The organism is Flavobacterium anhuiense (assembly GCF_050990855.1).
GTDB lineage: Bacteria > Bacteroidota > Bacteroidia > Flavobacteriales > Flavobacteriaceae > Flavobacterium > Flavobacterium anhuiense_C.
Window position 1 is genome coordinate 2,860,705 of record NZ_CP158861.1, and the last position, 13,739, is coordinate 2,874,443.

At 32.8% G+C, this 13,739-nt stretch carries 13 protein-coding genes and 1 pseudogene; 4 read left to right on the forward strand and 10 right to left on the reverse strand.

All coding sequences use genetic code 11. The annotated features are described in order from the left end of the window. Positions 1 to 64: 64 nt before the first annotated feature. The 3 genes from ABTV69_RS12685 to ABTV69_RS12695 are packed head-to-tail and all read left to right on the forward strand — an operon-like array spanning position 65 to position 1,850. Positions 65 to 829, forward strand: a complete 765-nt coding sequence (locus ABTV69_RS12685) for an MBL fold metallo-hydrolase (RefSeq protein ID WP_433829275.1) — start codon at positions 65 to 67, stop codon at positions 827 to 829. 12 nt (positions 830 to 841) lie between these two features. Further along, on the forward strand, positions 842 to 1,345 hold the full coding sequence (locus ABTV69_RS12690) for a hypothetical protein (protein ID WP_433829277.1): 504 nt from the start codon (positions 842 to 844) through the stop codon (positions 1,343 to 1,345). A gap of 46 nt (positions 1,346 to 1,391) precedes the next feature. Then, positions 1,392 to 1,850, forward strand: a complete 459-nt coding sequence (locus ABTV69_RS12695; RefSeq protein WP_433829279.1) for a hypothetical protein — start codon at positions 1,392 to 1,394, stop codon at positions 1,848 to 1,850. 102 nt (positions 1,851 to 1,952) lie between these two features. Here ABTV69_RS12695 and ABTV69_RS12700 read toward each other — a convergent pair whose 3' ends face one another. The 6 genes from ABTV69_RS12700 to ABTV69_RS12725 all read right to left on the reverse strand — a co-directional run bounded on the left by ABTV69_RS12700 (position 1,953) and on the right by ABTV69_RS12725 (position 7,595). Next, positions 1,953 to 2,522, reverse strand: a complete 570-nt coding sequence (locus ABTV69_RS12700; RefSeq protein WP_433829281.1) for a cysteine hydrolase family protein — start codon at positions 2,520 to 2,522, stop codon at positions 1,953 to 1,955. A gap of 25 nt (positions 2,523 to 2,547) precedes the next feature. Next, entirely contained in the window at positions 2,548 to 3,135 is a 588-nt protein-coding gene (locus ABTV69_RS12705) for a hypothetical protein (RefSeq protein ID WP_433829283.1), read from the reverse strand. Between the two features lie 49 nt (positions 3,136 to 3,184). After that, on the reverse strand, positions 3,185 to 3,829 hold the full coding sequence (locus ABTV69_RS12710; protein WP_433829285.1) for an alpha/beta hydrolase: 645 nt from the start codon (positions 3,827 to 3,829) through the stop codon (positions 3,185 to 3,187). Between the two features lie 100 nt (positions 3,830 to 3,929). Next, positions 3,930 to 4,259 carry a hypothetical protein gene (locus ABTV69_RS12715; RefSeq protein WP_379695942.1) on the reverse strand — a complete coding sequence of 110 codons (330 nt, stop codon included), beginning with the start codon at positions 4,257 to 4,259 and terminating at the stop codon, positions 3,930 to 3,932. A 4-nt stretch (positions 4,260 to 4,263) separates the two neighbouring features. Further along, positions 4,264 to 5,514, reverse strand: coding sequence for a dihydroorotase (locus ABTV69_RS12720; RefSeq protein ID WP_433829287.1), 1,251 nt, complete (start codon positions 5,512 to 5,514; stop codon positions 4,264 to 4,266). A gap of 152 nt (positions 5,515 to 5,666) precedes the next feature. Then, positions 5,667 to 7,595, reverse strand: a complete 1,929-nt coding sequence (locus ABTV69_RS12725) for a vWA domain-containing protein (RefSeq protein WP_433829289.1) — start codon at positions 7,593 to 7,595, stop codon at positions 5,667 to 5,669. A gap of 405 nt (positions 7,596 to 8,000) precedes the next feature. On the opposite strand from ABTV69_RS12725, the gene ABTV69_RS12730 reads away from it, so the two are divergent. Next, positions 8,001 to 9,113, forward strand: coding sequence for a lactonase family protein (locus ABTV69_RS12730; RefSeq protein WP_433829291.1), 1,113 nt, complete (start codon positions 8,001 to 8,003; stop codon positions 9,111 to 9,113). Positions 9,114 to 9,252: 139 nt separating this feature from the next. On the opposite strand, the gene ABTV69_RS12735 is transcribed toward ABTV69_RS12730, so the two are convergent. The 4 genes and pseudogenes from ABTV69_RS12735 to ABTV69_RS12750 all read right to left on the reverse strand — a co-directional run. Next, positions 9,253 to 10,599 (reverse strand): DEAD/DEAH box helicase, encoded by a 1,347-nt coding sequence (locus tag ABTV69_RS12735; RefSeq protein WP_433829293.1) that lies wholly within the window; start codon positions 10,597 to 10,599, stop codon positions 9,253 to 9,255. Between the two features lie 102 nt (positions 10,600 to 10,701). After that, complete coding sequence (locus ABTV69_RS12740) at positions 10,702 to 11,466, reverse strand: TIGR02757 family protein (RefSeq protein ID WP_433829295.1); 765 nt, start codon at positions 11,464 to 11,466, stop codon at positions 10,702 to 10,704. Then, on the reverse strand, positions 11,459 to 13,159 hold the full coding sequence (locus ABTV69_RS12745; protein ID WP_433829297.1) for an LIC_10190 family membrane protein: 1,701 nt from the start codon (positions 13,157 to 13,159) through the stop codon (positions 11,459 to 11,461). Before ABTV69_RS12745 ends, ABTV69_RS12740 begins: the two co-directional genes overlap by 8 nt. Continuing rightward, positions 13,159 to 13,608: pseudogene (locus tag ABTV69_RS12750) on the reverse strand (ABC transporter ATP-binding protein); the annotation flags it as partial. The pseudogene ABTV69_RS12750 and the gene ABTV69_RS12745, both read right to left, overlap by 1 nt. Between the last annotated feature and the right edge of the window lie 131 nt (positions 13,609 to 13,739).

Genomic DNA, 13,739 nt, shown 5'->3' on the forward strand with positions numbered 1-13,739 from the left:
GTTAGTAAATTAGGCTTCTAATGAAAGAGAAATAATCCTATTTTTGTAAAAAAATTAAGTTCAATTGAAGGTTTATTTTTTAGGTACAGGTACTTCTCAAGGCATTCCAATTATAGGAATCGATCATCCCGTTTGCAAAAGCACTGATGCTAAGGATAAAAGGCTCCGTGTGTCCATTTGGATAACATGGGATGAGCATTCGTATGTTATAGATTGCGGCCCCGATTTTAGACAGCAAATGCTTTCTTGCGGATGCCGAAAACTGGACGCCATTCTCTTTACACATGAACATGCAGATCACACCGCAGGATTAGACGATATACGTCCGTTTAATTTTAGACAGGGCGAAATTCCAATTTACGGACATAAACGTGTTTTAGACAATCTGAAACGTCGTTTTGACTATGTTTTTGAAACGGTAAATAAATATCCAGGTGCTCCAAGCGTAAAAACAATAGAGGTGCAGAATAATGCGCCTTTTGCTGTTGGAGATAAAATGGCAATTCCGATAAATGCCATGCATGGCAATCTTCAGGTTTTTGGATACCGAATAGATGATTTTGCTTATCTGACAGATGTGAAAACAATCGAACACGAAGAAATTGATAAACTGAAAGGTTTAAAAGTTTTGGTTGTCAATGCTTTGCGTGTTGAACCTCACGATACTCATTTTAATCTGCAAGAAGCGCTAGATTTTATTAATTTGGTTAAACCTGAAAAAGCGTATTTAACGCATATTAGCCATGTTTTAGGCTTTCATGAAGAAGTGCAGCAGAAACTTCCAGAAAATGTCTTTTTGGCTTACGATAATTTAGAAATTACAATTTAATTATACCACACAATGAAAAAATCCTTGATGCTTTATCTTTTTATTCTTGCCATTTTGATGAATGTCTTTACTTATGCATTTTACAGCGGCGAAGTGAAATTTGCAGAACAGAGATATGAAAAAACAACTAAGAAATTAAGAGACAGCATAAATATAGTGAAAACGAAACTTGCTGATGCTGATTATTTTTCGTTAGAACACAATGAAAATGCTCAGAATTATTTTGATAACAGTGCTTCTGGCGGAAAAGTTATTTTATACGAAAAACTGATTCCAGTTGTAACAGAGAAGCTATTGGATTTCAATTCTAATCCAAAGGGGAATCCGTATACCGGGCAAGATCAAATTGGACCAAACAAATTTATCATCAATAAAGTGAAAATTTTAAACCATAGATGGATCATAGCAGATTACAGTAATGGGGAGTTATGGGGAGAAGTCTTGTTAAAATACTTTGTAGATAACGACGATAATATTACATTTGAAGTAAATCAAACTTGGTTATATCAAAAATAGGATTTTAAATCCTATTTTTTTTGCTCAAATTTTAAATTATAAGATTATGAAAAAAGTGATTTTGATTGTAATGATTGTTAGCATGGTAGTATCTTGTGCAAAGAAACCTTCGGGGGAAAAAGTTAATTCGCAAGAACTTAAAAAAGATGGGGTCGAAGTAACTATTCAAGATACTGTCAAAGAAGCTAAAGTAGGAGCAGACGTTGATGATCATGGCTGTAAAGCTTCTGCAGGTTATACTTGGTCAACGCTTAAGAAAGAATGTATCCGAATTTTTGAAGGAACAAAACTATCCCATTCTGACGACGGAAAAAAGTATACAACTGCATCATATGTAATCTTTGACGGAAACAAGGCAGAACTTTTCTTAGACACTCAAAAAGAGTCTATCATTTTAGAAAGAAAATCGGAAGGCGAACCTTGGGTTAACGGTGACTGGCAATTAATTCCGTGGAGAGGTTATGTGTTGAAGAAAGGGGCGGATATTCTTTATACAGGACAGTGATTAGTATTTAGTCGCAGTTTTCAGTTTTGCACTGGCTTTAAAACTTTGTCAAAGTTTTAAACTTTGACAAAGTTTACTGAAAACTGCGACTGCGACTGAAAACTAAACAATTTCTTTAATAAACTCAGAATTTACCACTTGAGCAAACTCTTCATTTAAACTTGCCAAAGCAGTCTGATGTATTATTTCTGCAGAGAATTCTTCTCCATTTAAGCCTTTTTTATTGAAAGTAGCTGTCGCATCCGAAACTAGGTAAACGTTGTATCCAAAATTCCCAGCCATTCTTGTTGTAGTAGAAACGCAATGATCTGTAGTTAACCCCACAATGACAAGATTCGTGATTTTTACGTCGTCAATTAACTCTTTTAAGTTTGTTCCAATAAAAGCACTGTTGACATTCTTTTTAATAATGGTTTCTCCTTCAAGAGGTTTTACAACATCCTGAAATTCATTTCCCGGGTTTGTTTCGTTTAAAATCGAATTTGGATTTGAAGAACAATGCTGTATATGAAAAATAGGCAATTTTTTAGTTCTCCAAAGTTCTAAAAGTTCACCTGCTTTTTGCTCTGCATCAACATTATTTCGATCCCCGCCCCAATAAGCAACGTCATGAAAACCTTTTTGTATATCAATTAAAATTAAAGCGGGATTATCAAGTTTTAATGTGCTCATTTTATTAAAATTTAGATGTGAAAAACTAGAAAATACGATGCATCATAAAAATGATAAGATAAATCCAAAAATTATATAGAATTGTAAAGCTAATCCCGTATGCTATACTGCTTTGTAAATTACCTCTGCAAACAGCTGATTTTCTAAAAACAAGTCTCAATGCACGAAAAAATATCCAATAGAGCATTGCGATGAAAGTTAGTAAAGAAAACCAAATTACAGCTCCAAAAGCCCAAGCTACATAACTTATTACGACTGCCATTATAAACCATAATACTAGACTTATAATAACTCCAAAAATACCATCGCTGAAGTCGTGATCTGGAGAAGAATCTCCGTCAAGAAAAATATCTCCAACAAAATTTACGTCTTCTTTGTTGAATCGATCTGTTATCTTTCCAATATTGTCTTTTATTTTAATTCCTTTAAAAAGTCCAATAGAAATAAATAAGAAAAAAGCAAAAGATAAAATGGTTGTTGATATCAGCGAATTTTTAAAAAGTGAATTGTGAATTCCTAACCCCAAAAACCAAACCGATAAAATAGTTGTCAGCATGACGACAAGAGTAATTATAAAAATATTTCTGGAATTAATGATTTTATAATTACTCATATAATGTATAATTTTTACTGTATCTCTAAACCGCGACTGCGACTGAAAACTAACTAAGCAGCCAATTCTTAAAATCAAAGAAATTCTGTGGAGCAACACCGTGTCCAACAGGATACTCTTTGTAAACCACAGGAATATCTAATTTCTCTAAAATTGCAGGAGTTTTTCTCGCCCATTCAATCGGAATAACTTGATCTACAGTTCCGTGAGAAGCGAATATTTTTAAATCTTTGAAATCGTTTTGTTCAAATCCTTCTTTAATAATTTCTTCATTGAAATAACCGCTCATAGCAACAACTCGCTGAATTTTTTCTGGATAAGAAAGCGCTGTAGCGTAACTTAAAATCGATCCTTGGCTGAATCCGATTAGAGTGACATCATTAGCATCAATTGGATAATTGGCTACTAATTCATCAACAAACGAAGCGATTACATCTCTTGAAGATCTAGCTTGTTCATTATCCGAAAATTTATTTTGATCTGCATCAAAGTTGATTGCGTACCAAGCGTAAGCACCGTATTGCAAATCGTATGGCGCTCTAGCTGAAATAATATAGTAGTTATCAGGCAGTTCAGAAGCAAATGAGAATAAATCGGCTTCATTGCTGCCATATCCGTGCAATAAAAGCAATAACGGATTTTTATCTAAAATTACTTTTGGTTCTCTTATTTTATATTCTAAAGATAGATTCATTTTAATTGTGAATTGTGAGTTTTGAATTGTGTTTTTTTTAGTTTCAAGTTTAAAGTTCCAAGTTTTGGAATTTGGATTTTTTGTCTTGAAATTTAAAAGATTAACCAATCTTTTTGAACCATTTTTGAAACAATTCTCCAACTAAAGGAATTGGTCTCATTTGTCCTTGAATGGCATTAAAAATACCGAAAGTCCATAGAATTGAAATGCAAATCCACATCGGGAAAGTGATGAAAAAACTATCGAAATTACTGATAATTGCTCCAAAGGAGATAAAAGTTAACGACAAGCCCAAAGCCTGACGGATATGAAAAGAAGCAAAACTGTTTTTGTTTTCAGAATTCATGCTCATGGCGATCAAAACGCCAATGATTAGAATATAGCTTGTAATTGCAATTGATTTTCCTTCTTCGACTGAATTATTATTCATTGTGTTATTTTGTAACTAGTTGATTTTGATTTAAAATTCCGTACACAGAACCTTTAAGTTCAGTTCCTAAAAAAGCAGAATTTTTAGATTTTGAAAGAATATTTTCTTTCGCAAAAGTTGATTTTCCTTCTGTTGAAAATAAAGTGATATTTGCTTTCGCGCCTTCTTCAATTGTATTGCTTTCTAGACCAAAAATATTTCTTGCCGCAGTTAATTTTGCTACAATTGTTTCTACAGGAAGAACCGTTAATAAAGCTCCAAAAGCACTCTCTAGACCGATAGTTCCGTTTTTGGCCGTATCAAATTCCATTTTTTTGAACTCGATATCAATCGGATTATGGTCTGAAGTAATCATGTCGATTGTGCCGTCAGCGATTCCGTTCAATAAAGCTTGTCTGTCTACTTCTGTTCTTAACGGTGGCGTCACTTTAAAACGAGTATCGAATCCGTCTAGTTTTTCATCTGTTAAAACTAAATGATGTACAGATGCGCTGCAGGTTACGTGTAAACCTTTAGCTTTAGCTTCTCTAATCAATTCAACCGATTTTGCAGTAGAAATAGTCGGGATGTGGAGTTTTCCTCCTGTATATTCTAATAAAAATAAGTTTCTTGAAATTTGAAGTTCTTCCGCTAGATTCGGAATTCCTTTTAAACCCAATCTTGTTGAAACAATTCCTTCGTTTGCAACACCATTTCCTTTAATGTTTGGATCTTGTGAATAAGCGATTACCAATCCGTCAAAATCTTGAACATATTGTAAAGCAATTTTCAGGATATTGGCGTTGTCGATACTTTTGTTGTAATCTCCAAAAGCGATTGCTCCAGAATTTTTCATATCAAAAAGTTCCGCCATATCTTTTCCTTCGCTCGCTTTGGTTAAAGCACCGATTGGGAAAATTTCTGTTGCAAAACCATTTGCTTTATTTTTTACAAAATTTACCTGAGATTGATTGTCAATAATTGGTAAAGAGTTTGGTTGCAATGCAATTGCTGTAAAACCGCTTTTTGCTGCAACATTCAATCCGTTTGCGATGGTTTCTCTGTCTTCGTAACCTGGTTCTCCAAGCGAAACGCTGCTGTCAAACCAGCCTTGAGAAACATGAAGATCGTCAAATCGTACTACTTCGGCATCGTCATTTGGAAGAGAAACTCCTATTTTTTCTATTACACCATCTGCAATTAAAAGATCAACGGTCTGATTGTGAAACGGACTTTTTGAGTCGATAATTTTGGCGCTTTTGATGATTAGTTTCATATTTTGGATATTTATTTTATTCAAACATTAAATGTTTTTATTTTCTACCATTAAGAAATTAAGTTCATAAAGCGACGAACTTAATTTACTAGACATTAGAAAGTTCATAAAAGAAAAACTTATTAATCTTAATGCCTTAATGGTGAAAAAAATCATTTCACAAATTTTATAATTGCCATTTCTAATGCTAAAAATAACAGTGCAAAGATAACAAACCATTTCCAAATTTGGCTGTCTGTTCGTTCTGTTTGTAGCGTATTAAAAATGGTCGAAATTGTATCAGCAGTTTTAAAATCAGAAACCACATTGGTATTGACCTGACTCAAATCGCTTTCGGTTCTTTTGTAATTGAAACTGATATTTTCAACCCATTCTTTTTTGTCAAAAACACTGTAATTTCCAGCAGTTTCAGGGAAATCGTTGAATGTTAATTTGACTTTATTATTTAAAATCTGCTGAATCGGAATAAAAGAATCGTCTATTCCTTTGACTTCCAAAATAGCATCTTTAGTCAATAAAACATCAACAAAATAAGGCTGATTGTTTCCAATGGTCAGAGCATTTACGCCTGTTTTTTGATTATTCTGAGCGATTTTATAAAACAGCGGAACAATTAGAGGCGACTGCTGGAAATTGGAATTGTTGCTATTTATCGGAGCTGTAAAAACCGTTATTCCAGAAACTGGATTTTGGACAGAAGTCACGAAAGCAGTCTGATCTTCAAACGAAAGTACAGACGGATACGGACTCGAAACGGCAAACGAACTGTTTACTTTCGGATATTGGAAATTAGTTATTTTGTTTTCAAAAACCCCTGAAAACAAAGGGTGGTCGAAATTAATTTTAGTGATTAATTTGCTGTTGGGTTGTAAATTCCCGAATTGAATCTTTCCAAAATTCCCCAATAACGCATTTAAGTTCGATAGGGAACTTTTTTCGGACGGAATTATAGCCAAATTTCCGCCTTTAGAAACAAAAGCTTTTAAAGTGGTTTGCAATGCCTGCGGAATGTCAACTAATTCATTTAGAATAATGGTATTTTGTTTTTCTAAACTATTATAGTCTAAAGCACTGATAGAATAATTATTATAATTAAACTCGCCAGAAGTATATATTCTCGATAAGAAATTGCTTTTTTCAGGTTCGCCAATGCTGATAACGTTTGTTTTTTTGTTTTTAGAAATACTGAAAAACAATTTGTTGTCATAAGTTAAACCATTGTCTTCAATTGCTACATAGCCATGAAAAGCTTCTTTTGGAATTGTGAAATTGATTTTCTTTTTCTTTGTATCAAAATTGACAATTGTTTTGGCAATCAGTTTGTTTTGATTGTAAAGCGCTGTTGAAACAGGTTTGAAATCTTCGCCATAAGCCGACAAATTAATCCCTATTTCATAGAAATTTTCTAAATTCTGATTGATGTAAACGCTATCAATCGAAACATTGTTTTTTTGTTCTGCTTCTGGAACTATAAAATATGGTTTTTCTTCAAAATCTATATTCTTGATGTCTTTTTCTTTTAAACCGACTGCATCTGTAATGATTACAATATCTTTTTTATGAGCCGATTTGTGTGCTTTTATTTTGGCAGTAATCGCAGCAAGATCAAAAGAAGTTGCGCTGTATTTTAAGTTTTGTAGAGCGCTCTTAGATGATTTTATATCTGTATTCCAAAAATTTTCGGTGTTGGTTAAGAGTGAAAACGGAGTGTTTTCTGGAGTGTTTTCAAGCAATTCTTGAACAGCTCTTTTTAATAATTCGCCTTTTTTGCCTTTTGCCTGCATACTAAACGAATTGTCTAGTACAATATACATTTCGTTTGATGCGTTTTTGCTGTCAGCAGCTTCAAAAAAGGGCTGTGCAAATGCGATAATCGCACAAGTAAGCAAAAGTAATCGTGTAGCTAATAAAAGTCGCTTTTTGATTTTTGAACTCTTACGAGTCTGAACGGCAAGTTCTTTTAAAAATCGAACGTTGGTGAAATAGGAAGTTTTAAATCGTCTTAATTGAAATAAATGAACCAAAATTGGAACGATCAATAAAAACAGAAAGTATAGAATTTCGGGATGTTTAAAGTGCATTCTGGCTTCGATTTACTTCACTACGTTTTGTTTTTCGCGAAGATGCTGGTCAAAAATACGAATTAATGTGGAAAGTCGAAAGTTATAAAGTCAAAAGTCAATATCAAAAATCAATATCAAAAGTCAATACGGAAATTTTAAATATAAATCCCAAATTCCAAAAAGAGCGAAGCGATTTTTAAAATCTAAAATCTAAAATCTAAAATCTAAAATCTAAAATCTAAAATCTAAAATCTAAAATCTAAAATCTAAAATCTAAAATCTAAAATCTAAAATGAAAAGCCTTATAAAACTTACATGAACTTATATGGTAAAAAAAATGTAACTTTTGTAATTTCTTGTAACAAAGAAACTGTTTCAAATTAATATAATGCTTATTTTAGCTAATTCAAAAAAAAGCAAATTATGAAAAAAATATATTTAGTCTTGTTTTCAGCTTTATCGATTACAGCTCTTAAAGCACAAAATAAATTTAATTTACTGGTTGGAACTTACACAAATACTTGCCAAAGCAATGGTATTTATGTGTATGAATTTGACGCTTCTACAGGTGAATACAAACTAAAAAGTTCTTCTGAAAATGTAGTTAGTCCAAGCTATTTGTCAGTTTCTGCAGATAACAAGTTTATTTATGCGGTTAATGAAAATGGAACGCAAAGTACGGTCAGTTCATTTTCTTACAATTCACAATCTGGAAAAATCAATCTTTTAAATAAAAATGATGCTTTAGGCGCTGATCCTTGTCATTTAATAAATGATGATAAACACGTTATCGCAGCTAATTATTCTGGCGGAAGCATCGCGGTTTTTAAGAAAAATCCAGACGGTAGCATTACAGAAGTGCAACAATTGATTCAGCATGAAGGAAAAGGGCCAAACGCAGCGCGTCAGGAAAAAGCGCACGTACACATGGTTGTTTTTTCTCCAGATAAAAAGTTTGTGCTTTCGAACGATTTAGGTTTAGATAAAGTATTTATTTATAAATACAATCCAGCCACTAAAAACGAAATTTTGACTTTAAAAGGGAGTGTTGATGTAAAACCAGGAAGTGGCCCAAGACACTTGACTTTCAGTAAAGACGGGAAATTTGTCTATTTGGTTCAGGAACTTGATGGAACTTTGACGACTTTAAGCTGGGATAAAACGGGAAGTTTAAAGGTAGTGGCTGAAACAAGTATTTTACCGAAAGATTTTAAAGGTGGAACAGGAGCGGCGGCAATCAAACTTTCGCCTGACGGAAACTTTTTATATGTTACCGATCGTGTAGATGCCAATGCAATTTCAGTTTACAAAATCCTTAAAACAGGATCTTTAGAATTAGTAGAACAACAAAGCACTTTAGGAAAAGGCCCAAGAGATTTCGCGATTGACCCAACAGGAAATTACGTTTTAGTAGGTCATCAATATACTAATGATATAGTTATTTTTAAAAGAGATATCGCAACAGGAAAACTGACAGACACAGGAAGAAGAATTCAGATGTGTTCGCCAGTGGGATTGGTTTTTACGAAAATTTAGTAAAAAAGATGCTAAGGTTCTAAGTTGCTAAGATACTAAGTTAAAAAAAGGGTAAAGATTCAAAGAATCTTTACCCTTTTTTGTGCTATGTAAAAAACTTAGAACCTTAGCAACTTAGTAGCTTAGCATCTAAAAAAAGCTATTTTTTCTTTTTCTTCTCGTTTCTTGTCTTCAACATATTTCTATTTACAGAACCATGGGTTTTCTTTTTTGTTTTTGAAGGACCTCCAAGATTAACTTTTTGATTCTTTTTTGATTTTTCGTGAAAAGCGCCATCACCCTCAAGTTTTGGTTTTTTCAATAAAAACTTTCTCGGTAATTTGTCTTTTTCGGCTTCAATCAGTTTTTCTGAAATTTCAACTTCTTCGGGGAAATCAGCGATTTCAAGTTCCTCATCCATTAAAAGTTCGGTTGCGATTTTGAACTCTTCTTCTCTTGGAGTGACAAAACTAATTGCTATTCCCGTTGCATCTGCACGACCTGTACGACCAATTCTGTGCATGTACAATTCTGGTTCTTCTGGAAGTTCGAAGTTAATTACATGCGTAATATTCGAAATATCCAAACCTCTCGCCATAACGTCGGTCGTAATTAAACCGCGAAGATTTCCTTCTTGGAATTCTGCCATTGTGCTCAAACGGTAGTTTTGAGATTTGTTCGAGTGAATAACACCGAATTGTCCTTCAAAAAGCTCATCAATACGATTGAAAAGCATATCTGAAATCTTTTTATTATTTACGAAAACCAAAATACGGCTCATGCTTTCGTCGGTTTCTAGTAAATGTTTTAAAAGATTTACTTTGGTGTTGAAATTCGGAACGTTATAAGTAAGCTGTGTAATTTTTTCTAACGGAGTTCCCGATGGAGCCAATGTAACTTCTTCAGGAAAATCGAAATAATCATTTAATAAATCATCAACTTCATCTGTCATCGTTGCAGAGAACAGAATGTTTTGACGCTTAGTTTTCATCATTGCAAAAAGCGCAGTCAATTGAGGTCTGAAACCTAAATTTAGCATTTCGTCAAACTCGTCGATAACTAGTTTTTGTGTTTCGTCAAAACGAACAACAGCGTCAAGCGCTAAATCCATTGTACGACCAGGCGTTCCAACTAAAATGTCAACACCCTCGTAAACGGCTTTTTTTTGTGTATTGATGTTTACACCTCCGTAAATTCCTAAAGTTTTAACCGACATATAAGTAGTCAGTTTTTCTACTTCTTCTACTACCTGAACTACCAATTCACGAGTCGGAACTAGAATTACGATTTTTGGGGTATTGGTGTGCGTGAACTTGTAAAGCTTAAGAAGAGGAAGTAAATAAGCAAATGTTTTACCAGTTCCGGTTTGTGCAATTCCCATCATATCACGCCCAGACATGATTACAGAAAAAGATTTTTCTTGAATAGGAGTAGGCGTAACAAATCCTAATTCGTCAACTGCTTTTTGTAATGATTTTGGAAGATTAAATTTTTCGAAAGTGCTCATTTGCTTTAAATTTTGTGCAAATGTACGTTAAATTCATGGTTTGTTTATAAAATTCTTAAAATCATCTGATAATTTATTAGTATAACTATTTAATTTTCAATGTTAAAACCCTTCGAAAACACCTAATCCAAATAACGCGAAATCATATTTTACAGGATCTTGAGCGTCCATTTTTCTTAATTTGGTGTCTAATTCTAGTAAAGCTTTGGCGTCGTTTTGCTTTCGCGAAAGAATTCCAAGTTTGCGCGCTACATTTCCAGAATGTACATCTAGCGGACAAGATAAAACTGCGGGAGAAATGCTTTTCCAAATTCCTAAATCGACTCCTTTTGCGTCTTGGCGAACCATCCAACGCAGGTACATGTTGATTCTTTTTGCAGCTGAATTATTTAGCGGATCTGAAATGTGTTTTTGAGTTCGCGCTAAATGATCGGTTTCGAAAAATATTTTTTTGAATTCGCTTATACTTTTCTGCAAACTGTCTTTTTCTTTATTTTTAGCAAAAACAGCTTCTAGTCCGTTGTGGTTTTTGTAAATGTTATTTAAGCCTTTTATGAAACCCGCAAAATCATGTCCGTTGAAAGTTCTGTGCACAAAAGTTTCCAATCTTGCTAAGTCTTCATCAGAATGTGACATTACGAAATCGTAAGGCGTGTTGCCCATTAATTCCATCATTTTATGCGAATTTTTGATAATCATTTTACGATTTCCCCAAGCAATTGAAGCGCTTAGAAAACCAGCGATTTCAATATCTTCTTTTTGAGTATAAAGATGCGGAATCTGAACAGGATCACTTTCGATAAAATCCTGATTGTTATATTGAATGACTTTTTCGTCTAGAAATTCTTTGAGTTCTGATTTATTCATTTTTTGAGATTTTTTTTGCGTAAAATCCGTCTTTTAGGTCATTAGTACGCATTTGTGGAATGTACTGAAAGTATTTTTCAAAACTATCAATTAGTTCTTTATTAACGCATGGCAAATCCCCGTTTCCGCTTGCCCACAAGAAATCATTTTTCTGAGGAGAATTATACTTTAAATTTCCTATTTGTATAGTCTCAAAAGTACTCTTGCTTTTTGAGTTTTGGTAAGGAGAAATAATGTTTTTGGTCGAAAATGTACTTATTTCCATTAACGATTTATGATTTGCAAATTTACTTAGATTAAAAGGAAAAAATAAAATAATTGCAATTGGAATTTGTGAAAGTGCTAAAAGTGCATTGATTACTTTTTTGTTTTGTATTAGGCAGATCAAACAAAAGAGAGAAAAAAACAAAGTGAAATGAATAAAAAAGCGATACTGCGGAGAAGTTATTAAAAGCAAAAATATTTGCAATATCATGTTGACATAAATCAGCCAAAGTGCTTTCTCATTTTTAAATTTATAGATAAAAAAGGGGATAACAACGATTAATAAGATACTGAGTTTATTAAAAAATCCATTAAGTTTTGGTAATGTAATCCATCGTACAAATAGATCGTAAGCGGACATCAAATTATACTGGTCACTAGTAATAAAATAGCCATAATATTTTAGGTTATCATAATAATAAGTTTGAATAGTGTTCGGAATTGCATAATCAGTTGTTATAGCAGTAAATAATTTGGATGGAAAAAGAGGTGATCCGCAGATAATTAGATTTTTAATGAAAAAAAGTACGAATACTAATGTGCTTAATAAAATTGGTTTTAGAAGTTTTCTTGATAATGATTTGAAATTAAAGGCTAATAGAATTACGGGAAAAGCAGCAAAAGTTACCGTTGTGTTTTTGATATAAAGTAAAAAAAGAACTAAAACCAAAAGCAAATCAAATGTTTCGGAAGTAGTTTTTTTGAAATTTTCTAAAAAATAAAAGAAGAAAATAAACGAGAAAATATAAACAGGAATATCTGGAGAAGGCGCACTTATAAAGGGGAAAAAGAAAATATTAAACAAAGGAAGCAACCCGACTAACAAGTAGTTTTTATTATCATTTTTACTGTATTCATTTAGTTTCAGAATCGCAAATACATTCCCTAATAACAAACAAAAACCACTTAAATCGTTAAAGTTTTTATATAAAAAAGAAAAATTAAAAACACTTTGCGTAATATGCCAACCACTCATTTGTCCTAAAAATAAATGAAGATTTGCAAGTCCTTTTACAAAACCATATTCGTTAAGCCATTTTATGGTTTGGATATAATAAGATTCATTATCAATTACAAAAGGAATTGAAGCGCATTGTAAAAGAATAAGAACTGAAACAGCGGCTAAAATAATTTTTAAGCTTTTTTGCAACTGCTTTAGTTCCAATGAAAATGATTTGTAAAGATCAATGATCGAATTGCGAAATTTTAGCAATAACAGAATATTCAGAAGTAATAGAGCGATATGAAATTCGATATTGATTCTTCCGAAAATTGCCCAAATACTTGCAAGTATAGTTATTGAAAATAATCCGAGAATAGATGTAATTACAAAATTTTTATTGCAGAGATTCATTATTTTATCGAAACCAACTCCTAAATTGATGGTTGTGAATAAAATATAAATCCAGCTAATTGCAATTAAAAGCATTAATAAAGAATTTGGCCGTCTGACATAACTAATTTTCTATCCGCCATATTAGCCAATTCTTCATTGTGCGTTACGATGACAAAAGTTTGTCCAAACTCGTCTCGAAGTTGAAAAAATAACTGGTGTAGATTTTCGGCAGAATGAGTATCTAAATTTCCAGAAGGTTCATCGGCAAAAATAACATCTGGTTTATTGATTAAAGCTCTAGCAACGGCAACACGCTGTTGTTCTCCTCCCGAAAGTTCGCTTGGTTTATGATTAATTCTGTGTGAAAGTCCGAGATAACTTAAAAGTTTTTTTGCTTCTTCTTCTGTTTCGGCTGTTTTTTTGCCTGCAATATGAGCTGGAATACAAACGTTTTCTAATGCTGTAAACTCTGGCAAAAGCTGATGAAATTGAAAAATAAATCCTAAGTTTAAGTTTCTGAAATCAGATAGAGTCTTGTCTTGTTTGCTTTTGTTTTTGAAATAGCGATTATAGTAAAAAAGCAAGAGAAGAGTAGGCAAAAGTATTACCGCCCAAGTACCGTAGCCGAAAATATCGTTTTCTATTTTGCTTCTAAAAAATAAAACAAAGACAG